The sequence below is a fragment of the Streptococcus sp. 2020WUSS089 genome (assembly GCF_044427405.1).
GTDB classification, from domain to species: Bacteria; Bacillota; Bacilli; order Lactobacillales; family Streptococcaceae; genus Streptococcus; species Streptococcus hashimotonensis.
On the sequence record NZ_JAOTGD010000001.1, the window covers coordinates 143826 to 166330 of the forward strand.

Consider the following 22505-nt stretch of genomic DNA (forward strand, 5'->3'; position numbering starts at 1 on the left):
TCCCCTCAATTTCAAAGTCTTTATCATTTTACTATGATTCAACTCATTTGTCAATATTTTTTAATTCTAAAATATGAATTTTACGCTCTTATCCTATCCTGTTCTTTTTTCCTGTCCACGCCAGTATTGTCCAAAAGAACAATTCGTAAAGGACAAAAAATAATACAAAGCAATGCAAGAAAAACTCTTGTGGTAAAATATATATGACAGGATCCTTTGCAGGGTTAAATAGCCATGTAGAATCCCCTGGAAATAGCACCGTATGAAATAATACAAAAAACTGATCAAAGCCAACAAGAACACCTAATAAACCGATTATCATTGGCGTAAGCATGGTCCAGAAAATGACCTTTTTAACCAAGTCTCCATAACCTTTTAGCAGAATGTTTTTTACAAAAAGCACAAAGGCAGGGAGTGTGAGGATAAAAATCCCCTGAGTTAGATGGAATAAATGTTTCACATCCGCAAAATGTTTCAGACCATCAGCTGAGGATGAAAAATTTGGCATGTCTAAAACACTTGCAAATGGATTGGTCAGATAGTTCATCAAGATATTGAAATTATAGGAAATATCTGTCGCTTTCATGTAGACCACTTTTTCCAACCCCAAAAAAGAAATCTCAAACGGATAAACTAGCCAAGCTAGGTAGATGGTTCCTAGAACTGCTGCCGACAAGACAAATAAAATCGTTCCGATAATCTGTAACTTAGTTCTCATCAAAACTCCATTCATCTAGGCTGTTGAGGACATGGGTTGGAGCCAGGGGTAAGTCTGCTACTTCTTCTGGCTTGGTAAATCCAGTCAGGACTAAAAGAGTTGGAAATCCATTGTCAATCCCTGCGCGAATATCCGTCAGGTAGTTATCTCCCACCATAACCGTTTGGCTGCGTTCTGTGCCTAAAATCTCCAGAGCCTTGTCCATGATAACGGCTTCAGGCTTACCGATAAAGGTCGGCTCTACTCGGGTAGCTGCTTTCAAAAGTGCAATAAGTGAGCCTGCTCCTGGCAAATGACCTCTTTCAGTCGGAATGTTCAAATCAGGATTGGTACCGATAAAGGTCGCTCCCTTTTGAATAGCCAAGGTGGCAATGGTTAGTTTTTCATAAGTTAACTGAGTATCCAAACCGACAACAACATAGGCTGGATTTTCCGTATCTTCCACATAACCTGCCTCAAAAATGGCAGACTTGAGCCCGTCTTCTCCAATGACATAGACTGTCTTTTCCTTGCCCAAATCATTCATATAATCTACCGTTGCCAGACTGGCTGTATAGATTGTTTCAAGCGGTGTCTCAATGTTAAAGTTTTCAGCCAACATAGCCTGCACCATCTCAGGACGGCGGGTGGTATTGTTGGTCACGAATAAATAGGGAATCTGGCGTTCCTGCAAGCGATGAATAAACCGCTCACCAGCAGGAATCCGCTTTTTCCCTTCATAAATCGTACCATCCAAATCAATCAAATAACCTGTATATGTCATTTTTCCTCCTTAATCAAATCGTGTTTCCCAATGCTCAGACCGACTAGCTTCCAAGCAAAGTGCTAACTGCTCAGCTGTATTTTTCCCAAGGTAGAGCGGTGGTAAGTCATCTAGACTGAAAAAGCCACTGGCAACTGTTTCCGAATTGGGCTGAAACTCCCCGCCAAGGAGACGACATAGAATGAAGACCTTGGTCACGCGGTGGGCTGACTTGGCAGGATTGTTCTTGTGCTTGTCCAAAATCGCAACGACTCGCAGAGCCTCCACATCCAGCCCCGCTTCTTCCTTTACTTCCTTAACTACATTGTCTTTGACGGACTGGTCCACATCGCACCAACCACCTGGCAAGGACCAGAGTCCATCGTTTTCCTGGACAAGCAGGATTTTATCCTCTTGGAAAATAGCTGCGCGGGTATCCAACTTAGGTGTCTGATAGCCTGTTTCATTGCAAAACAAGTCTTTCACCACCTCCAAGGGCTGTCCAGATGGCTCTACCAACATTTCCGCCGCAATCTGTCTGATTTCTTCGAAACGCTCCATGTCATAAACATCTTTTCCATAGGCCAATCCTGTCTGAGCCAAGGCTTGTAGGCGAATAGCCCATTCCAACCACTTATCCTGCGACATGGCTTTCCCTCCATTCTATGATAGCTTGAGCATGGATATGCCCATCCACCACAATCTCATGCTGACTGACACCAGCTTCTGCCACCATGCGTGAACTCACCAAGCTAGTTGCCTCTACTTCCTTGAGATACTTGAGTTGGATTTTTTTAGGGACATGGCAGAGCAGAAAATCATAGCCCAGTGCTTCATACATCCATTCCAAGTACTTGCCATTATTGACATGCCCATTCATATCCAAGTCAAAATAGCGAACAGGAAATTCTTGAACAGATGGATTTTCCAAGAGCTGATACTTGGGAGCCCGAGGTAATTTCTTGACCTGCTCAGACTGATAAGGGGCAATCAAGGCTTCTGGCACAGGAGCCACCTTGCGAGTCTCAAAATCAATCAGGACAAAATAGCAGAGAATGTCCAGCAAAAGATTGCCCGCCTCATCGTAAATATAGAACATCCGATGACAGAAAAACTTGTTGTAGGCAACCGCTTCTGTTTTTATCGTGATGGTTTCATTGTACTTGGGCAGGCTTTGAATAGTTAATTCATAATCTGTCACCACCCAAATCAAGCCAAATTCCTGAAAAACATAGAGGTCACTGCGACCCAGTTCTTCCGACTGCCGACCTGACACACCAAGACAGTAGGAAATAAAGTCAGGCAGTTTGATTTCTTGTTTGACATCCACCATATCAAAAGGAATGGTGAACTCTTCTTGGTAGCTTAGTCCCATTGTGTCCTCTTTCTAGTCTTAAAGTATAGTCTTTCAGTTTGTTTTTAGTACTAGGCAACGAGCTGCAGACAGTACTGAAGTACGGCAAAGCGAGTTAACGAAGTAATAAAACAAACTGAATGACTATATGAAACGCTCTGCAACTGTATCGCCCAGAAACAATCCCTTTTTCGTCATCCGAAGCCAACGGTCTTCTTCTTGCAAGAGACCTTCATTTTTCAAGTCCCTGACCACCTGACCGTAGCGTTCTTCAAAGGAAATGCCAAACTTTTCCTCGAATCGCTCAATGGACACGCCAGTTTTTTTCCGTAGGCCCAGAAACATCTCTTCTTCCATCTGCTCGGTCTGGCTGAGGAATTCTTCGTGTAAGCGAGAATGGCCTTTTTCGCGGATGGATTTGAGGTAGTGCTGGATGGGGCCACGGTTGCGATAGCGCATGCCGTCGATGTAGCCAGATGCTCCAGCTCCTAGACCATAGTACTCCGAGTTGTCCCAGTACATGAGGTTGTGGCGGCTTTCAAAACCAGGTTTGGTGAAGTTGGAGATTTCGTAGTGCTCGAAGCCGTTTTTCTCCAGCTCTTGTAGGATGTAGTCAAACATATCGGACTCCACATCTTCGTTGGGCAGATGCAGGTTGCCACGGCGTTGGCGGTTCATGAAGACCGTGTGGTTCTCCAAAATCAAGCTATAGAGGCTCATGTGGGGAATGTCCAGCTCCAAGGCCTTGGCGACATTGTCCACCACCTGCTCCATGGTCTGACCAGGCAGGGCATAAATCAGGTCAATGGAAATATTGTGAAAACCCGCTTCCTTGAGGGCTGCAATGGTTTCATAAATCTGGGCCTGGTTGTGGCTACGACCGATTTTTTTCAGCATACGGTCATCAAAGGTCTGAACGCCAAGCGACACCCGATTGCACTTGGACTTTTTCAGAACCGCAATCTTATCCGCCGTCAAGTCACCTGGATTGGCCTCGATAGTGAATTCTTCCAGCTGTGACAAGTCCAGCAAGTCCTCTAGATTGGTCAGGAGATAATCTAGCTGGTCTGCCGAAAGAGCCGATGGTGTTCCGCCTCCGATATAAAGCGTGCGGAGGGCTGGCAGGTCGTAAAACTTGACCTCTTCCATGAGGGCTGCCAAATACTCGTCAACAGGCTGGTTCTTAATAAAGACCTTGGAAAAGTCACAGTAGTAACAAATCTGGGTGCAAAATGGAATGTGGATATAGGCAGATGTCGGTCGTTTTTTCATAAGAACTATTATAGCACACTGTCTATAAAAATATTTTTTACAGCCATCACTTCCCCTCAAAACAATGATATAATATAGTAAACTTACAAAATCTACAAAAGGAATTAAGTCATGAACAAAAAACGATTCTATGATGTCATCAACGCTATCTTATCATTCTTATTCTGCCGCTGGCTCTTTATGACCTTTCTTTTTTACCAGTTCTCGACCATTTTTATGACGGTTGATTTTTTACCTAGTCTTACAGCAATACTATTGATGACTGGGGTTTGCTTTACTCTCTTTCGACTGGTCTATCAGCCAGGTATTTCCCGACTGACTATTTTGTTTTTCTATGGATGCTATGGCTTTCTGCTGCTTTACCTCCTCTTTTTCAAAAGCATGGGCGTCAGAGGTGTCAACTGGGATCTCCTTAGCACCTTCTCTCAAGACCTACTTCTCAATCCTGCTATATTGGTCTTTAACCTCTTACTCTTTTTACCACTTGGGTTGCTTTTTTCATTTTCTTGGAAAAAACTTTCTCTCTTTGTAGGGGCCATATTGCTAGTTGAAGCCTGTCAATTCTTCTTTTCACTGGGCTTCTTTGACCTTGGCGACATCTTACTTAACACCTCTGGCTTTGCCCTTGGAAACTTCTTGGGACAATCCGCAATCGCCCACTCTTTCAAAAATAGAATACAGAAAAAATGACCCCGAAAGGTCATTTTTATATGCTACGCTTCCAAATGCCAGATGTCTTCGTTGTACTGTTGAATAGTACGGTCTGACGAGAAGAAACCTGCTTTAGCGATATTGACGATGACTTTTTCCAACCAGCTGTCGCGATTTTCGTAGTCTGCTAACATCTGCTCTTTAGTCGAGATATAATCTTCCAAATCAAGCAAGGTCATGAAGTGGTCATTGTGCTTAAGGTTGTCCTGCAAACGCCAGAGACGCTCATCGATCCCACCAGCATGACGAATGGTATCCGATGTAATGAAGTCAATCAATGGACGAATGGCATCACGTTCGTAGAAGGAATATGGATGGTAGGTCCCATTTGCATAGTGGTCGATAACTGTTTGGCTATCTTGGCCAAAGATATAGATATTTTCATCACCTACCAACTCATGAATTTCCACATTGGCACCGTCATCTGTACCGATGGTCAAGGCTCCGTTGAGCATGAATTTCATGTTACCTGTACCAGAAGCTTCTTTGGATGCAAGGGAAATTTGCTCTGAAATATCTGCCGCTGGAATAATATAACTCGCCTCAGTTACGTTATAGTTTTCAATCATAACGAGTTGCAAGTGCGGTGCCACATCAGGATCATTTTTAATCACCTGTGATAGAACTAAAATCAAATGAATGATGTCCTGTGCGGTTGTGTAGGCAGGTGCAGCCTTTCCTCCAAAGAATACCGTCAATGGGCGGGTAGGAATGTTACCTGCTTTAATATCCAGATACTTATGGATAACATAGAGAACATTCATCTGCTGACGCTTGTACTCGTGCATGCGCTTGATTTGTACATCAAAGATGGATTCTGGATTAACATGAACACCTTGTGTCTTGGCAATATGACGCTGCAATTTGCGTTTATTATGCTGCTTTGTCTTTTCCAACCAAGATTTCAATTCCTTATCATTTTTGTAATCCAATAGCTTTTCGAGTTCACTTGCATCGTGATGGTAGCCATGTCCAAGTAGGCCGTCCAGGTAGCTTGCTAGACTTGGATTAGCATGCATGAGCCAGCGACGGAAGGTAATCCCATTTGTCTTATTATTGAATTTTTCAGGATATAGCTCATAGAAAGCTTTCAACTCTGAAGTTTTCAAGATCTCTGTATGAAGTGCCGCCACCCCATTAATAGAATAACCATAATGAATATCCATGTGTGCCATGTGAACACGGCCATGTTCATCGATGATATTGACAGCAGGATCATCCTTCACTTCTTTGGCACGACGATCCAATTCTACGATGAACGGTACCAAGTGCGGAACCACATAGTTCAGAAAATCAAGCGGCCATTTTTCCAGCGCCTCTGACAAGATGGTATGGTTGGTATAAGCAGTCATTTTCTTAGCAATTTCAACTGCCTCATCAAACGAAATACCACGAAGCTCCAAAAGGCGAATCAATTCTGGAATAACAAGTGATGGGTGAGTATCGTTGATTTGAACAACAGCATAATCAGGCAGGTCATGTAAGTTTGATCCCTTAGCAACCGCTTCGTCAATCAATAGTTGCGCAGCGTTAGAGACCATGAAATACTGCTGGAAGATGCGGAGAACTTTTCCTTCATCGGTCGAATCATCTGGATAGAGGAAGAGAGTCAAGTTTCGGAAAATGTCTTCCTTGTCAAACTCTATTCCGTCATAAATAATATTGTCATCAACTGAACCAAGGTCAAACAAGCGAAGACGATTCTTGCGTTCCATTTTATAACCAGGTACATCGATGTCATACAACTTAGATGTCAAGGTAAAGTTAGCAAATGGCACCTGATAAGAAATCGGTGACTCCGTTAACCATGAACGTGGTGTAATCCACTCGTTTGGCACAGCAGACTGCTGATGGTATTCAAATAATTGTCTAAACAGTCCAAAGTGATAATTCAAACCAACCCCATCACCATTAAGACCTAGACTAGCAATTGAATCAAGGAAGCAGGCAGCCAAACGACCCAAACCACCATTTCCTAGTGATGGCTCCATCTCCACATCTTCAATAGCAATTAAGTCTTTACCTGCTGCTGCAAGCTGGCTCTTCACCTCATCATAAACACCCAAGTTGATCAAGTTATTAGACAAGAGCTTACCAATTAAGAACTCTGCTGAAATATAGTAGACCTTTTTCTTTTGGTCATTTGTATACTTAGCTTCACTCTGCTGTTTTGTAAAAGCAAGCAAGGCGTAATAGAGTTCTTGGTCTGTACAATCTTCAATGCGTTTGGCATACATAGACTGAACAAAATTTTGTAAATTAATCATAAGGCTTCTCCTGGATATATTAACGTAATCATTCAGAAAGGTTTCGCTCTACCTTTGTAAACGTTTTCTTAATTATACCCTATTTATAAAAAAAAGACAAGCCAACTTCCGTACAAATAGAAATTGGTTCGTCTTTTAAACGATTGCAGTTTACTACAATCAGAATTATTCTTAATTATTCTGCAATCAGAGTTTCCAAACCAACTTTCATCATATCCGTGAAAGTATTTTGACGCTCTTCTGCTGTGGTGTCTTCCTCTGGATTAACCAAGCTATCTGAAATCGTCATAATGGCAAGCGTTTGAACGCCAAACTTAGCACCTAGGTAATAAAGTGCAGCTGCTTCCATTTCTACAGCCTTGACACCTAGTTGACCTAATTCTAAGTTGCGACTAAACAATTTTGGAGAATAGAAACTATCTGATGATAAAACATTGCCAACATGCGTTGTCATGTTGAGTTCTTTGGCGATATGATAAGCCTTATCTAAAAGATCAAAATCAGCGATTTGTGGCAAATCGTACTCTGGCCAGTCAATATTAATCATACGAGAGTTGGTCGCAGCTGCCTGAGCCAAGACCAATTCACGGACATGGACATCCTCGTTCAAAGAACCTGCTGTTCCCACACGAATTAGTTTTTTCACACCATATTCGTTAATCAATTCATGGGCATAGATAGATATGGATGGCATTCCCATACCTGTTCCCATGACAGAGACACGATGACCCTTATAGGTACCTGTGTAGCCGAACATATTGCGAACTTCGTTGAAGCAAACTGCATCTTCAAGGAAATTTTCAGCAATAAATTTAGCACGGAGTGGATCACCAGGAAGCAAAATCTTATCAGCAATTTCGCCTAGTTTTGCGGAAATATGGATAGACATGTAATGTACCTCTTTGTTCTATTTTCGAATGCCTACAACTCAGCCAAGATAGCTTTGACCAAGCCTTTGAAGTTGCCCTTGATTTGCTCGGTTACTTCTACAACTTCTTCGTGGTTGAGTTCAGATTGGAAACCAGCCGCAAAGTTTGTGATAGCAGAAATACCCAAGACTTTCATACCTGAGTGAGCTGCCACGATAACTTCTGGCACAGTTGACATACCGACTGCATGGGCACCCATAGTCTTGAAGGCCAAGATTTCTGCAGGTGTTTCATAGGTAGGACCTGTCACACCGAGATAGACACCATCGTCCAACTTGATACCCAATTTTTCCGCAATGGCATGGGCTTTTTCACGGTATTCTTTAGTGTAAGCATTTGACATATCTGGGAAACGTGGACCAAATTCTTCCAAGTTTTCACCAATCAATGGATTTTGACCAGTCATGTTGATGTGGTCTGTAATGGCCATAAGGGTACCTGGACCGTAGCCGATACCACCTGCAGCATTGGTTACAATCACGCCTTCACAACCAAGGGCTTTCATAACACGGACTGGGAAGGTCACAACTTCCATCGGATTTCCTTCGTAGAAATGGAAACGACCTTGAAGAGCTAAGACCTTACGTCCTGCCAAATCACCGTAAACCAACTTACCAGCGTGGCCTACAACTGTTGACTTACCCCAGTTTGGAATATCTGCATAGTCGATGACAATGGCGTTTTCAACTTCTTGGGCCAATTCACCCAAGCCAGAACCCAGAATCAAACCGAATTCAGGTTTTACCAAACCTTTTTCTTCCAAGAACGTTTTTGTTTCATTGATTTTTGCAAGTAAACTCATATTTTCTCCTTTTATAAATAATCCGACCAGTCATATTCTGGCATTTTTTCTTTAATGATTTCAAGCGGACGACAGAGGAAGGCTGTCTGTTCTCGCTCGATAATGGGACGGTTGAGAAGAGCAGGCTCTTTAACTAAACGCTCAAAGAGTTGTTCTTCTGACAAACCTGCTCGCTCTTCTTCTGTCAACCGAATAACTGCTGAAGGTTGACTGCCCATTTTTTCCAAGAGAGCTGTCAATTCCTCTGCTGTCAGTGGATTTTCTAGATAATTAACCCAATTGACTTCCATATCCTGACTGGACAGCAATATTCTTAATTTTTTACACTTGCTACAGTCAGGATTGTAATAGACCGTTAGCTTCTCCATTAAACCAATTGTGACAAGAAGCTTTCGCCAATCATGGCTGTATCCACTCCGAAGTTTTCCGCAACGGTTGCTGAAATGTCCGCAAAATGACCTACTGGCAAGACACCACTACCTTTGAAAGCCTTGCTGTATGCCAAGAGTGGCACATATTCACGTGTATGGTCTGTTCCAGCATAGGATGGATCATTGCCGTGGTCTGCAGTAATCAAGAGTAGGTCATCTTCACGCATATTGTCAATAATCTCTGGAATACGTGCATCAAACTCTTGCAAACAATCGCGGTATCCTTCGATATTGCGACGGTGACCATAAACGGCATCAAAGTCAACCAAGTTGGTAAATGAGAAGCCTTTCTCGAAGTCTGATAACTTCAGAGTATCAATCAACACATCGACACCGTGCATGTTGGACTTGGTGTGCCCCATATCATTTGTAATACCTGAACCATTGAAAATATCACTGATTTTACCAACTGAGTAAGTTGGTACACCCGCATCTGCCAGTTTGTTGAGTACTGTTGCTTCAAACGGTGATACTGCATAGTCGTGACGGTTGGCAGTTCGTGAGAAATTGCCTGGCTCACCAACGTATGGACGGGCGATGATACGGCCTAGAAGAGCTGGGCGTTCAAGGGTAATGGAACGAGCGTATTCACAGATACGATACAACTCATCAAGTGGAATAATGTCTTCATGGGCTGCAATCTGAAGCACAGGGTCTGCGGAGGTATAGACGATCAACTCTCCTGTTTCCATTTGGCGAGGGCCAAAGTCATCAATGACAGCTGTACCTGAATACGGCTTGTTTGCTTCGCGGATGATTTTACGACCTGAGAATTCTTCGATTTTTGTCAAAATCTCTTCAGGGAAACCATCCCAGAATGTATCAAATGGCTCAGTAATATTGAGACCCATAATTTCCCAGTGTCCAGTCATGGTATCCTTGCCGAGCGATACTTCTTCCAACTTGGTCACGTAACCAGTTGGATGACTTTCAGCAGGAACTGTCGCAAGCGCTGTATCTCGAGGGATATTTCCAAGACCAATCTTGGTCATATTAGGCACCTCAAGCCCAGCTTTTTCAGAAATGTGACCGAGAGTATCAGATTCTGTATCTGCTACACCCGCATTGAAAAATTTATCTGAGTCTGGTGCTGCGCCGATTCCGACAGAGTCCATAACTACCAAGTGAACACGTTTAAATTTAGGCATAATTGTCTCCTTTATTTGAATAGTTAGATTCAACCAAAATCAACGTCCAACCAAGTTGCTAGACTGGAAATTATCGTTACCACATCTAAACATTTTAATGGGGTGCAATACTTATACAGTCACAGCTCTCGGCATCAAACTTCCTAACCATCAAAACTAGATACTGTTACTCGCTTCACTGCCTGCTGTTCAGCTATCGCTTTTTCAGTACCTATCGTCTGACTGCTACGAGGTAAGGGGATAGATTTTTGAAGAGTCTAAACGTTCGTGTTTTCATTATACCATAAAAAAGCCTCTCATTGTAGCAAAATGAGAAGCGTTTTCAATTTATTTCTTTTCGATGATGTTCGGTCCTTCTGGTGTACCAACAATTACCTTGGAAATCAATCCAATAAAGAGACCGTGTTCTACAACACCGACGGTCCGATCCAATTCTTCCGCCAATGCATATGTGTCTTCTATTCTGCGCAAATCAAGGTCAATGATAAAGTTCTGCATATCCGTGATATGTTTTTCTCCATTACGCATACGGAAACTTGGACGATACCCTTTTTTCTCAAATAGTCGGAAAAGATTTTCCGCACCGTACTGTACAACTTCTACCGGCAACTTGAAAGCTCCTAGGGTTTGAACCACCTTAGACTCATCCACAATCCAGATGCAGTCCTTACTGTTGACCGCGACCACCTTCTCCATGAGAAGCGCTGCACCACCGCCTTTAATCCCATTGAAGTCTCCATCAACCTCATCTGCTCCATCCACCGTCAAGTCCACATACTCGACTTCGTCGATATTTTTTAGTGGAATCCCAAGGGACGCAGCATGTTCTGCCGTAGCATGAGAGGTCGTTACGCCTGTGATCTGCAAGCCCTCTTCCGCAACCCGGCGACCAATCTCCTGCACGAAATAGTATGCCGTCGAACCAGTTCCCAGCCCAACAATCATCCCGTCCGTCACAAATTCCGCCGCCTTAATCCCAACCTGCTCTTTTAGGTTTGTCATCTTTGTCTCCTTTTAAAAAACTGATACAACTATTATAGCATGAAGCAAGCAAGACAAAACAAGAATTTTCGAAAATTGTGGGGGAGATGAGTTAAAGGAGGAAAACTTCGAACACGTCCATACCAGATATACTGTGTTAAGCAAAAACAGTTTCAACCTACGCATACGCAAAGAGTACGACCGGTCCGTCCGAGCAGCTAGTCTGTCGATACGTTACTTCAACCCACGCACTCGTGAAGAGTGCGACAACCATTTGACCTTGCGACTGCGCTGACCTACATATTTCAACCCACGCACTCGTGAAGAGTGCGACTCAAAATCCTTGCCTGTTTATTTTGAGACTGATATTTCAATCCACGCACCCGTATGGGGTGCGACGCTTGACAAAAATAAAAGTTCGTGATTTGGTTTTATTTCAATCCACGCACCCGTATGGGGTGCGACTGCCGATAGTTCCTATGCCTACCGATACCGAACTAATTTCAATCCACGCACCCGTATGGGGTGCGACCAACGCAAGGAAACAAAACGGTAGGAGACATAATATTTCAATCCACGCACCCGTATGGGGTGCGACTCAAGTATTCCTATGACATCCCACGACTTATCCATTTCAATCCACGCACCCGTATGGGGTGCGACTTCATCGTTACCAATGCGACCTACCACACTATCAAATTTCAATCCACGCACCCGTATGGGGTGCGACCCTACCCTATTGATGTGTGTAATTAAATTATTTTATTTCAATCCACGCACCCGTATGGGGTGCGACTTGTAAATAGCATGGATTGGGCTCGATGAAGATATTTCAATCCACGCACCCGTATGGGGTGCGACTTGCAATCTAAATTCTTTATTCAACGACGTTATCTTAATTTCAATCCACGCACCCGTATGGGGTGCGACTGGAGCATGTGAAGTCTGCCAAGCCTTGGACAGATTTCAATCCACGCACCCGTATGGGGTGCGACAATGCACCACGGGTTCAAATGATTGGATTTTATTATTTCAATCCACGCACCCGTATGGGGTGCGACTGACGGCTAGCGCTTCAGCAGTCCGAAATGGTGATTTCAATCCACGCACCCGTATGGGGTGCGACCAACCAACGTGAACGGTGGTACGTTGGGTATCATATTTCAATCCACGCACCCGTATGGGGTGCGACTGGTTGATAACGGTTTAGCCATTATGTTTGGTTTATTTCAATCCACGCACCCGTATGGGGTGCGACAATATGGGAAACTTGCAAGCGAACCAGTCACACATATTTCAATCCACGCACCCGTATGGGGTGCGACTGTAGTCAGAAACAGTTGTATCAATCTTAGTACCAATTTCAATCCACGCACCCGTATGGGGTGCGACCTGGTGCTATCACAAATTTCAATAGTATTGGTGTAATTTCAATCCACGCACCCGTATGGGGTGCGACGATAGGGTCAGTTGGTGTGTTGTTTGACTTTTTATTTCAATCCACGCACCCGTATGGGGTGCGACCATCTTCAACCAAGAGGTCAAAGTCTATCAAGTGATTTCAATCCACGCACCCGTATGGGGTGCGACAGAATGCGGAAGAAGCTAACAACGCAACCGTTTTAATTTCAATCCACGCACCCGTATGGGGTGCGACGTAGTTTTATACACACCACCTAAGTCTGAGAATATTTCAATCCACGCACCCGTATGGGGTGCGACGGCTCAAACTCTTGAAATTTACCACCTAAGTCCTATTTCAATCCACGCACCCGTATGGGGTGCGACGTCGCCACCTTCCACAAACATAATAGCGAGGTATTTCAATCCACGCACCCGTATGGGGTGCGACTACTTCGATATTTGCGGAAATTGCTCCTTGATTAATTTCAATCCACGCACCCGTATGGGGTGCGACGTGATACGATTCTCTTGCTTTGTAATTTTAGCTGAATTTCAATCCACGCACCCGTATGGGGTGCGACAACAGTCCACTGGACTGTTAAACCCAATCAACCACATTTCAATCCACGCACCCGTATGGGGTGCGACTCATCATGACTGACCGTTACCGTATCGCCGATTCATTTCAATCCACGCACCCGTATGGGGTGCGACGATTGTAACAGATAGCCTAGTTTTTCATCTTCAAAATTTCAATCCACGCACCCGTATGGGGTGCGACAATGTTCAACGGGGCTAGTTGGGTAAATTTTAATATTTCAATCCACGCACCCGTATGGGGTGCGACACAATCGCAGGTAAAGAGGCACTAGCTGACCTTATTTCAATCCACGCACCCGTATGGGGTGCGACCATTCTTCAAATAATGCTAGAGGTATTGGATTTATTTCAATCCACGCACCCGTATGGGGTGCGACTTAATTTTACCTAAAATAAAGCCATGGTGTGTTAATTTCAATCCACGCACCCGTATGGGGTGCGACGAAGAATCGAAAAATGTTATAATTTCAAATCCAAATTTCAATCCACGCACCCGTATGGGGTGCGACGATTTATTTGTAGAACAGATTGCTTCCCACCGAGATTTCAATCCACGCACCCGTATGGGGTGCGACTTTTCGTCCATATCATCATTTTTATCAAAAATAATTTCAATCCACGCACCCGTATGGGGTGCGACAATGTAATTAATTTTTCAAGTGACTTTATTTATATTTCAATCCACGCACCCGTATGGGGTGCGACGCTTGGGCTGACTCGGTGTGGTGGGCTTATTCAATTTCAATCCACGCACCCGTATGGGGTGCGACTTTACCATACCGCTAGAGTTTAAACCAAGAAAAATTTCAATCCACGCACCCGTATGGGGTGCGACTTGCAGCTATGTTGAAAATTAGAGAGCTAAGTCATATTTCAATCCACGCACCCGTATGGGGTGCGACGTTAAAAATACTGACATAGGCTATTCTCCTTTCGATTTCAATCCACGCACCCGTATGGGGTGCGACCTTTGCTCAACTAATTACCCGATTAAACGATTTAAATTTCAATCCACGCACCCGTATGGGGTGCGACTGAAAGTTGTATGACTTTCATTCTTGTCAAACCAATTTCAATCCACGCACCCGTATGGGGTGCGACTGACGATGCAACGGCTAACGGCAATGCCAATATGATTTCAATCCACGCACCCGTATGGGGTGCGACGGTTTTACATTTGCATTTATGACAGACAATCACCAATTTCAATCCACGCACCCGTATGGGGTGCGACTGCTGGAGTGGCACAGGCAAGCAGTGGCAATCTTGATTTCAATCCACGCACCCGTATGGGGTGCGACGTTTTTCAGTTTATTGGACTTGTCCAAAATTTTATTTCAATCCACGCACCCGTATGGGGTGCGACCTTACTATTGATGGCACGATTGACCAATTAAACATTTCAATCCACGCACCCGTATGGGGTGCGACTATTATCAATCTGTATTATGTGCTTTCAATTATGATTTCAATCCACGCACCCGTATGGGGTGCGACCTAGCCGTCCAGAAATTTTCTGGGGCGGTGGTATTTCAATCCACGCACCCGTATGGGGTGCGACATTGTCTACTTCTGCCTTGCTCTTGGTCTATCGATTTCAATCCACGCACCCGTATGGGGTGCGACGATTTATCGCACAGACTAATGCTATTCCTAATAAATTTCAATCCACGCACCCGTATGGGGTGCGACCCAGCTGGTTCAGGAAACTCTTGCAGGGAAATATGATTTCAATCCACGCACCCGTATGGGGTGCGACCAATCCTAATAGTCGACCTTCCGCTAGGGACTTTATTTCAATCCACGCACCCGTATGGGGTGCGACTTGGTGTCTGTCGTATTGGTAACGTGCCAATAAATTTCAATCCACGCACCCGTATGGGGTGCGACACAATCCAGTCGGTGTTCCTAACGCTACACCAGTTATTTCAATCCACGCACCCGTATGGGGTGCGACGGAATTTTGATAGCAATTCTCAAACTTAATGTATTTCAATCCACGCACCCGTATGGGGTGCGACGTTATCAAGGTTGGTGACCCAATCCCTGAATATTTATTTCAATCCACGCACCCGTATGGGGTGCGACAAATGTTTGTTATTCGTGATTTGACAGTCGAACAATTTCAATCCACGCACCCGTATGGGGTGCGACGTGTGTACATTTTTTCGTTGTTTAGTTTGTGATAATTTCAATCCACGCACCCGTATGGGGTGCGACAAGGGGTTATTTAACATTGTAGCAGGGTACATAATTTCAATCCACGCACCCGTATGGGGTGCGACTTGTGTTCAAAACCAAGCTCTGACAGTCCTGCCTTATTTCAATCCACGCACCCGTATGGGGTGCGACTCAAGCCCCCTCAGTATATCTCCAAGGTCAAAAAATTTCAATCCACGCACCCGTATGGGGTGCGACATATTGGCCAGGGCGTTGCTGAAGGTATTAATCATTTCAATCCACGCACCCGTATGGGGTGCGACGCGTCATTCGGATAGGTTAGCACGGACAACAGAATTTCAATCCACGCACCCGTATGGGGTGCGACGATACCTATAATATCCTAAAATGGCTAGGAGTGATTTCAATCCACGCACCCGTATGGGGTGCGACTTGCCAGAGGGCTTCCAATAGTTCCAGTCCCAAACATTTCAATCCACGCACCCGTATGGGGTGCGACAGTAGGAAAGAGCCATCAAATTTTAGATTATGAAATTTCAATCCACGCACCCGTATGGGGTGCGACCTGACGCTCTGGATGTCAGCCTGGATGAATTTAATTTCAATCCACGCACCCGTATGGGGTGCGACGAATAACTCCGTGAAGGTAATTTTTGAGATGAATTTCAATCCACGCACCCGTATGGGGTGCGACAGTATCACGCCTGAAATTCGAGCAATGGGGCTTATTTCAATCCACGCACCCGTATGGGGTGCGACAACATATCCACGAGCTGGAAGTATATAACTGGAAAATTTCAATCCACGCACCCGTATGGGGTGCGACTAAAAGATTGTCTGGTAATTTATCTACCTGTTCCTATTTCAATCCACGCACCCGTATGGGGTGCGACAGCAAGTTCAGCATCTCGGTCATTCTTGGAAATAATTTCAATCCACGCACCCGTATGGGGTGCGACGCTATGACTTGGAAATCACAGCAGTTGGTGCATTTATTTCAATCCACGCACCCGTATGGGGTGCGACAAAAGACTTTTCAAAATTATCTGGTCGTATTGTAATTTCAATCCACGCACCCGTATGGGGTGCGACTTTATCCCTTAAACTCAACAATAAAGTAGGTTGATTTCAATCCACGCACCCGTATGGGGTGCGACCAGCAAGTCCAAGCAGATCGTTGAGGTTATCTATATTTCAATCCACGCACCCGTATGGGGTGCGACTAAAGGGTTATTTAACATGGTTGCAGGGTACATAATTTCAATCCACGCACCCGTATGGGGTGCGACAGTGCCATTTGACACTATTTTGTAAAAATAAAGTTTCTACAGATATAGAATATACCATAAATTCACTCTATTTTCACTGTTTTTCATATGCTTTTCACGCGAATCTCCCCACATTTAATGAGTGAGCCCGATTCGCAGAGATAATCTATAACAGAAGGACTCCTTGATCTGGATCATAACTAGTATCTCGCCCAATCGTTTCCACACGATTTTGCCAGTTTTTTCCTAGCATATAAAAGCGGATACTGTCCTGTTCCTTGTCAATGATTTCCAATAATCTATTCTTTACTTCAACGAATTCTGCTGGAGTGACTGAACATTCGAAAACAGAATGTTGCACACGTTGTCCAAAGTCAATGCACAGATTGGCTACTTTTCTCAACCGCTTTCGTCCAGCTGCTGTTTCTGTATTGACATCATAAGTCACTAATACCATCATAATATAGCTCCTATATCATAAAGGGAGGATAACTGTCCAACTCGCCTCGAATAGCCTTTGCAAGCAATTGTGCCTGAACGTAGGGCAGTAACATCAATTTGACTTTTTCCTGCGTAAATGGATGCTCGACTTCTGTATGTTTCCGCTTTTGCCAGGCTTCAATGAAAACTGCTCTGCCTTTTTCAGTCAATAAAACACTCCCATTTTCTTTGATATCAAAATGTTTTTTCGTTAGCTGCCCTCTATTGATTAAGGAAAATACAAACCGATCAACAATGAAGGAACGAAATTCCTCAACCAAATCCAAAGCCAGACTCGCACGACCAGGACGGTCTGTGTGGAAAAATCCAACATAACTATCCAGACCAACCGCTTCAAGTGCTGATTGGCATTCATAGGTCAACAGACTGTAGCCGAAGGAAAGTAAGGCATTCACACAGTCCAATGGCGGCCTTCTGCTGCGACCATTGAATTGAAACGTCTCCTTATCAGTCAAAACCATTTCGTTGAATAGGCGGAAATAGTGATTCGCTGCCTGCCCCTCAATTCCAAGCAGTGTCTCCTTATCCAGAGCGGTTTGAACCATTTCCACTGCCCAAGTCAGCTCTGTATTGACCTCTTCAAATAGATTCCCATCCACCCTATCTTTATGATCTCTACGAAATCGCAACAGGTATTTTCTGGAATTAGAGATTTTAGACAGAATAAAACGTTTGGCAAATTCCAGAGACAAAGCATCATCAGCTAAGCGATACTGTTGCCGTCTTAACAGAACATTTCCATTCGTCGGACCTACAAACCGGCCACAAAATCGACCTTGAGGTGTATGGAAGGAAAGGTTAATTTGATGTTCCGCACACAGTTCAATCAAGGACGGAGAGGCTCCAAGATAAGAAAAACACACAATACCGTCTATAATGCGATAGGGAAAGCGATGAACAGCAACGCCATTTTGCTTAATGACAATATTGTCCCGCTCTCTAGTCAAATAAAAATCTTCCTGAGTCAGATAGAGTGTATTCAGCAGTTTCTTCATAACCCCTCCTCGCTTGCCATGGATTGTTGGATATAATGAGCAACACTACACGTTTTTTTACTCAATCTAGGCATACAAATATCTACCAGTGAGCAAAGTTGGCAATTCTTAAAATACTCAGCCTTTGGCAAATCTCGTTTCTGATAAAGTTCATGCATTTGTCTGGCTAATTCAACAACCATATGCCTCAATTCAGCACTAATGCTAATTTCTACTTTTTTATTGACACTATGATAGTACAGATAGCCCTTATCAATTTTGCAACCAAGTGCTTCCTCCAAACACATGGTCTGTGCGACCAATTGAACAATATCCCGTTCATCTTTTTTCGGCTTACCACGCTTGTATTCAACGATAGTTGGAATCCATTTGCCACGTTTTCCACTCAGTGAAATGCCTGCCTCATCTTTATGGAATTCCACAACATCCAAAATCCCGTAAAGCCCTAACTCCTTAGACGATACCTGCATCGCCCTAGAAATCAAGAAATCCTTACGTTTTTCTTTGATATAGGGATTGTCAGCTTTTTGATGAAGAAACTGACCGTGAGTGGTTGCTTCATTTTCAGCCCATTCTTGATAAATATGGATCAAGGCCCATTGACGTTTGCAGAACTGAAAATGTTGAATACCAGACAACATCAAATAATCATCTTCTGCATAGGCCATCTTACAATCCTTCTAAAATCTCAACTTTCAATCCCTTAGCCTGAAACTCAGCCAGCTCTTTCTGATTCAGTCCAATCGCATACTCTTCATAGCTTGACTTGTCTTGTTTTTCCTTATCAAATTCTAACAAGTCAAAGATGCGTGCACTAGAAACATTGCCCAGTTTATTGGAATGAGTGAACCAGAAAACTTCACGAACACGCATTGAACCTTCTGGACGAGCTGATGATGCATCGTTTTCAAATAAGGTAATCAGGGTTTCTTTCAAGACCTCAGCATCTTTTACCGTAAAGCCTGTCTTCTCTGCAAAATAAGCATTGATAGACCCCTTGATAACATACACACCATAGTCTACAAAATGCTTGGTTCCCATGGTATCAGAAGAACGACCGCTCTCATTTTTAGCTTCCATACCGTTAGTACTACGAGTAATTTGCAAACTTGAAATTACGATGGGTTCTAACGATTTGGCCATACTAATAGACACCGGTCCACGAACACCAATTGATTTTTTCAAGTAAGTGAAGACTTGACCAAATGAACGGACATCCAGCCATAATTTATTAGCAGTTTCTTCAATCTCACTGTCAGGAGTTTTTGCAGTAAAATGATTGGAGAAACGTTTTTCCAAAGATTTGAATTCATCTTCAATCCGATCATTTGCTTGGACAAAAATAGAATGTCCCATGTCTTGCATACGATTGCGAATTTTCCGCTTAATCGCAACATCACTAATAATCCCCTGGTTATTTGCATTCGTACGTGGCATATTTCCTGATAAAGGATCACCATTAGCATTGGCCTCACGCACCTCAATGGTTACCATAAAATCAATTTTCTGTTCCAACATTCTTTATTCCTCACTTTCAATTTTTTCTTGTTTTGTGTAGAAGTATTGCTTCTCAGCATAATAACCAAATATAAAGCGATAGTCTAATGGATCATTGATACCACGGTCTTGCATCAAGGGACTCAGTAAATCCATGATTTCTTCCCTCTCTTTGTCCAATTTCTTAAAGATGCCAGGACTGTTTAACTTGACTGCCTCTTCATAAGGTTTGATTTTATTGGTCAAATTCATCATCAACTTAGCTGGCTGACTGGTATAAGCAGTCCAGTAGCGTTCTGCATTGGTGATGCGATCATTTTTTGAACCATCTAACTGATACCGTTGAAGTTCTAACAATTCAAAAATCGCCAACAATCGTCCAAACAAATAGGAACGATTCTTATTCTCGTGGTCTAACATTGGTGTAAATTCCTCCTTATTATTTTTATGTAAAAGAGCCAAGGAAACAAATAATACCTTTTTCCATGTGTTACCATATCTCTGACGTTGCTTGATATTGTCTCTCAATTTACCAAGAATCGTTTCAGGAACATCTTTCCCGTCAATCATACTAGTAGCCAACTTTTGGAACTGATCACTTTTGAACTTGTCGTTATCCAGTTCCAAGAATCGACCTCTGTCTACCCCATAGGCTGCCAAAATAATATCTATATAACTCGGCGGACACTCAGCATACCCCCCGTTTTTCTTTTTAAACGGCCAAGAATACTTGTCCTGCCATTTGTTGAGATTATCTAGTAATTGTGAGACAGCTAGTTGTCTAAAGTATTTAAGGGCAACACGACCATCATTGGTCTTGTTAACGATAGCGATATAGTAGGTCGCCCCATCACCAAATTCTTTTTTACCGTGGATAAATGCAGAGCGGATTTTCTTATTTGCCTCTGTTACTTGAAATTTTGGGCTATCATCTGAAGACGTTTCTCCAAAATCAAACATTCCAGTGTCTTCCACTTTTGGAGTGGTGATATCTAATTGTGTCTCATTGGTCAAATCATCACTAAACCAGTTGATTAAATGCTGTCCTGACCCTAGCCATGCGTGGGTATGTTCATTCTCCAACAAAAATTTTGCCATTAAATGAATCTTTTCCGAAGTCTGATTCCCAACTGTAAAGACATCCTCTCGTTCCTTGAAGCGTCCTTTATAGGTTTCAATGTTATTGCTGACTGAAATCAGTTTGGCATTTCCTATCAATCCGCGGTGCTTGGCAGCCAGCACTTCTTGCTTCCCACTAATATTACAGATGATATCTGCTTGCTGATTCGATTCCACATACGAAATGTAAGCCTTATGCAAGTCTACATAATTGGTAACAGAAACTGTTTGATAGCCATTGAATTGATCAATTTTAAATTCTATAAAAGCAGTCGATAGGTCAGTAGTCTTTTCACTATCATCACTGTTCAGAAAAGTTACTTTTAATCCCTCTCTACCGGTTACTCTACCATAGAGGGACTGAACAATTTTATCTATAAAATCATCCTGTAACAGAAAATGCTGGATATGACTCAAAAATCTTTTAACTTCTGGTTCCTGACACTGAGAAATCCATTCATCCAGCTGATGATGATAGGTATCATACTGTCCTTGTTCTATCTCTGAAAGATAGTAAGTTAATTTATCAACCAAGGGGTGCGGAGCTGGATTTTTCCCTGAACGAGCCACCGAGTCAGAAGTCACAGGAAAGATGATGCTCTCGCCATCAGCCATAAAATCTGCCTTCATGAAGTTTCCTTCATTGTCTAGTAGAACAGCTATCGTGTCCTTCCCATTTGAACGACGACTGGTATGGTAAATCGGTAGGAGGGGGCTGGTTGATTTTTGAGCATTGTCTACCCAGCCTGTGTCCTCAGCTGCTTCATAAGCCCGTAAAAGTGCTGTAAAGAAATCCATTAGCGACCTCCTTCCTCATTTTCTTGATCTCGTGAGTATATCTCAAATTCTTCTTCTACTGACTTGATGTTCCCCGAGGTCTTGAAAACATAATTTGAAAGTGTGTTTACAATCTCGCAGTCTTCTTGCTCCTTAAACCGTATGACACCGTTTTCCATGACGGTCCTTGTAAAATAGGAACGAAGCGGTTGATTAGATTCTGTTGGATAGGCAAATGAATGAAACATAATTCCAAAATCAATTGTCTTATCTGCATACTCTAATTTAGCTGTTTCATATTCTTCCTGGCTAATGACTTCAACTAAACCAAGACATTCCCTGGTTCCAAGAAAGACATCTCGCCGTCCACCTTTTTTGATAGACCTTTCCATAATTGCCTCATGTTTGTTGGGCAAACGATCATGCACTAAATCTGGGCGATGTTCATTCCAGATAAAGTGAAATTTGACCAGGTATTCCACATTGCTGAGGTAAGAGACATAACTTAGGTCAGCTCCATAATTAGCCAGCAAGGCTCGGACTCCGTGAAGCTCCGTTTGAATTTGATTGACAACCTTCACTTCTGTTACAACATTTGTGATGGTTGGTTTATAGTAAATCGCATCCACCACACCTTTTAAGGCCTGTCGAGTAGGAACGGCATAGCTTGACCTCTCTCCACCACCCTTGGTCGCAGGATTCGTAAAGAGAGCCAGATCACCCTTCACCCGCAGGTAAAAATTCCGTGAACGATACAAAATCGAGTTCCTCCTTTTCTTTTTTTATCATAGCAAAGATAGACTACAAC

General features: G+C 43.2%; 18 protein-coding genes and 1 CRISPR repeat array. Of the genes, 1 reads left to right on the plus strand and 17 read right to left on the minus strand.

Features of this window, described 5'->3' with window-relative positions:
* Window positions 1–88 precede the first annotated feature (88 nt).
* The 5 genes from ODU46_RS00710 to hemW form a co-directional block, all read right to left on the minus strand.
* A complete protein-coding gene (locus ODU46_RS00710) occupies window positions 89–718 on the minus strand; it encodes a TIGR01906 family membrane protein (protein ID WP_105136188.1) in 630 nt (209 codons plus the stop codon).
* Window positions 708–1481 (minus strand): TIGR01457 family HAD-type hydrolase, encoded by a 774-nt coding sequence (locus ODU46_RS00715; RefSeq protein ID WP_044755313.1) that lies wholly within the window; start codon window positions 1479–1481, stop codon window positions 708–710. The genes ODU46_RS00710 and ODU46_RS00715 overlap by 11 nt, the downstream gene beginning before the upstream one ends.
* A 9-nt stretch (window positions 1482–1490) precedes the next feature.
* Window positions 1491–2108 carry an NUDIX hydrolase gene (locus ODU46_RS00720; RefSeq protein WP_024417634.1) on the minus strand — a complete coding sequence of 206 codons (618 nt, stop codon included), beginning with the start codon at window positions 2106–2108 and terminating at the stop codon, window positions 1491–1493.
* Window positions 2095–2835: an acyl-ACP thioesterase domain-containing protein gene (locus tag ODU46_RS00725; RefSeq protein WP_114866399.1), complete on the minus strand. Its 741-nt coding sequence runs from the start codon at window positions 2833–2835 to the stop codon at window positions 2095–2097. Before ODU46_RS00725 ends, ODU46_RS00720 begins: the two co-directional genes overlap by 14 nt.
* A gap of 123 nt (window positions 2836–2958) precedes the next feature.
* On the minus strand, window positions 2959–4086 hold the full coding sequence (gene hemW / locus ODU46_RS00730; protein WP_114866398.1) for a radical SAM family heme chaperone HemW: 1128 nt from the start codon (window positions 4084–4086) through the stop codon (window positions 2959–2961).
* Window positions 4087–4197: 111 nt separating this feature from the next.
* Here hemW and ODU46_RS00735 point away from each other — a divergent pair, with 111 nt between their 5' ends.
* Window positions 4198–4776, plus strand: a complete 579-nt coding sequence (locus ODU46_RS00735; RefSeq protein WP_336370117.1) for a VanZ family protein — start codon at window positions 4198–4200, stop codon at window positions 4774–4776.
* A gap of 23 nt (window positions 4777–4799) precedes the next feature.
* Here the strand turns inward: ODU46_RS00735 and ODU46_RS00740 are convergent, their stop codons facing one another.
* The 12 genes from ODU46_RS00740 to cas5c form a co-directional block, all read right to left on the minus strand.
* Window positions 4800–7064: a glycogen/starch/alpha-glucan phosphorylase gene (locus ODU46_RS00740; protein WP_398579067.1), complete on the minus strand. Its 2265-nt coding sequence runs from the start codon at window positions 7062–7064 to the stop codon at window positions 4800–4802.
* A 175-nt stretch (window positions 7065–7239) separates the two neighbouring features.
* Entirely contained in the window at window positions 7240–7953 is a 714-nt protein-coding gene (deoD, locus tag ODU46_RS00745; protein WP_398579068.1) for a purine-nucleoside phosphorylase, read from the minus strand.
* 32 nt (window positions 7954–7985) lie between these two features.
* Window positions 7986–8795 (minus strand): purine-nucleoside phosphorylase, encoded by an 810-nt coding sequence (locus ODU46_RS00750; protein WP_014638303.1) that lies wholly within the window; start codon window positions 8793–8795, stop codon window positions 7986–7988.
* An 11-nt stretch (window positions 8796–8806) separates the two neighbouring features.
* Window positions 8807–9163: an arsenate reductase family protein gene (locus tag ODU46_RS00755; RefSeq protein WP_398579069.1), complete on the minus strand. Its 357-nt coding sequence runs from the start codon at window positions 9161–9163 to the stop codon at window positions 8807–8809.
* The gene (locus ODU46_RS00760) at window positions 9163–10374 is read right to left on the minus strand and encodes a phosphopentomutase (protein ID WP_398579070.1); all 1212 of its coding nucleotides are present in this window, start codon (window positions 10372–10374) and stop codon (window positions 9163–9165) included. Before ODU46_RS00760 ends, ODU46_RS00755 begins: the two co-directional genes overlap by 1 nt.
* Window positions 10375–10701: 327 nt before the next feature.
* Window positions 10702–11376 carry a ribose-5-phosphate isomerase RpiA gene (rpiA, locus tag ODU46_RS00765; RefSeq protein WP_002935597.1) on the minus strand — a complete coding sequence of 225 codons (675 nt, stop codon included), beginning with the start codon at window positions 11374–11376 and terminating at the stop codon, window positions 10702–10704.
* Window positions 11377–11525: 149 nt separating this feature from the next.
* Window positions 11526–16829: direct repeats of the CRISPR family, unit length 32 nt; unit sequence ATTTCAATCCACGCACCCGTATGGGGTGCGAC.
* 145 nt (window positions 16830–16974) lie between these two features.
* Entirely contained in the window at window positions 16975–17268 is a 294-nt protein-coding gene (gene cas2 / locus ODU46_RS00770) for a CRISPR-associated endonuclease Cas2 (protein ID WP_395382017.1), read from the minus strand.
* Window positions 17269–17278: 10 nt separating this feature from the next.
* Entirely contained in the window at window positions 17279–18304 is a 1026-nt protein-coding gene (gene cas1c, locus ODU46_RS00775) for a type I-C CRISPR-associated endonuclease Cas1c (RefSeq protein ID WP_172082081.1), read from the minus strand.
* Window positions 18301–18972 carry a CRISPR-associated protein Cas4 gene (gene cas4 / locus ODU46_RS00780; RefSeq protein ID WP_398579071.1) on the minus strand — a complete coding sequence of 224 codons (672 nt, stop codon included), beginning with the start codon at window positions 18970–18972 and terminating at the stop codon, window positions 18301–18303. Before cas4 ends, cas1c begins: the two co-directional genes overlap by 4 nt.
* A 1-nt stretch (window position 18973) precedes the next feature.
* The gene (gene cas7c, locus ODU46_RS00785; protein WP_395382018.1) at window positions 18974–19822 is read right to left on the minus strand and encodes a type I-C CRISPR-associated protein Cas7/Csd2; all 849 of its coding nucleotides are present in this window, start codon (window positions 19820–19822) and stop codon (window positions 18974–18976) included.
* 3 nt (window positions 19823–19825) lie between these two features.
* Window positions 19826–21718, minus strand: a complete 1893-nt coding sequence (gene cas8c / locus ODU46_RS00790; protein ID WP_398579072.1) for a type I-C CRISPR-associated protein Cas8c/Csd1 — start codon at window positions 21716–21718, stop codon at window positions 19826–19828.
* Window positions 21718–22455 carry a type I-C CRISPR-associated protein Cas5c gene (cas5c, locus tag ODU46_RS00795; protein ID WP_395382020.1) on the minus strand — a complete coding sequence of 246 codons (738 nt, stop codon included), beginning with the start codon at window positions 22453–22455 and terminating at the stop codon, window positions 21718–21720. The genes cas8c and cas5c overlap by 1 nt, the downstream gene beginning before the upstream one ends.
* Window positions 22456–22505 lie beyond the last annotated feature (50 nt).

Coding starts and splice junctions, on each gene's coding strand:
- ODU46_RS00710 (WP_105136188.1), bottom strand. CDS start 718: ATGAGAACTAAGTTACAGATTATCGGAACGATTTTATTTGTCTTGTCG.
- ODU46_RS00715 (WP_044755313.1), bottom strand. CDS start 1,481: ATGACATATACAGGTTATTTGATTGATTTGGATGGTACGATTTATGAA.
- ODU46_RS00720 (WP_024417634.1), bottom strand. CDS start 2,108: ATGTCGCAGGATAAGTGGTTGGAATGGGCTATTCGCCTACAAGCCTTG.
- ODU46_RS00725 (WP_114866399.1), bottom strand. CDS start 2,835: ATGGGACTAAGCTACCAAGAAGAGTTCACCATTCCTTTTGATATGGTG.
- hemW (WP_114866398.1), bottom strand. CDS start 4,086: ATGAAAAAACGACCGACATCTGCCTATATCCACATTCCATTTTGCACC.
- ODU46_RS00735 (WP_336370117.1), top strand. CDS start 4,198: ATGAACAAAAAACGATTCTATGATGTCATCAACGCTATCTTATCATTC.
- ODU46_RS00740 (WP_398579067.1), bottom strand. CDS start 7,064: ATGATTAATTTACAAAATTTTGTTCAGTCTATGTATGCCAAACGCATT.
- deoD (WP_398579068.1), bottom strand. CDS start 7,953: ATGTCTATCCATATTTCCGCAAAACTAGGCGAAATTGCTGATAAGATT.
- ODU46_RS00750 (WP_014638303.1), bottom strand. CDS start 8,795: ATGAGTTTACTTGCAAAAATCAATGAAACAAAAACGTTCTTGGAAGAA.
- ODU46_RS00755 (WP_398579069.1), bottom strand. CDS start 9,163: ATGGAGAAGCTAACGGTCTATTACAATCCTGACTGTAGCAAGTGTAAA.
- ODU46_RS00760 (WP_398579070.1), bottom strand. CDS start 10,374: ATGCCTAAATTTAAACGTGTTCACTTGGTAGTTATGGACTCTGTCGGA.
- rpiA (WP_002935597.1), bottom strand. CDS start 11,376: ATGACAAACCTAAAAGAGCAGGTTGGGATTAAGGCGGCGGAATTTGTG.
- cas2 (WP_395382017.1), bottom strand. CDS start 17,268: ATGATGGTATTAGTGACTTATGATGTCAATACAGAAACAGCAGCTGGA.
- cas1c (WP_172082081.1), bottom strand. CDS start 18,304: ATGAAGAAACTGCTGAATACACTCTATCTGACTCAGGAAGATTTTTAT.
- cas4 (WP_398579071.1), bottom strand. CDS start 18,972: ATGGCCTATGCAGAAGATGATTATTTGATGTTGTCTGGTATTCAACAT.
- cas7c (WP_395382018.1), bottom strand. CDS start 19,822: ATGTTGGAACAGAAAATTGATTTTATGGTAACCATTGAGGTGCGTGAG.
- cas8c (WP_398579072.1), bottom strand. CDS start 21,718: ATGGATTTCTTTACAGCACTTTTACGGGCTTATGAAGCAGCTGAGGAC.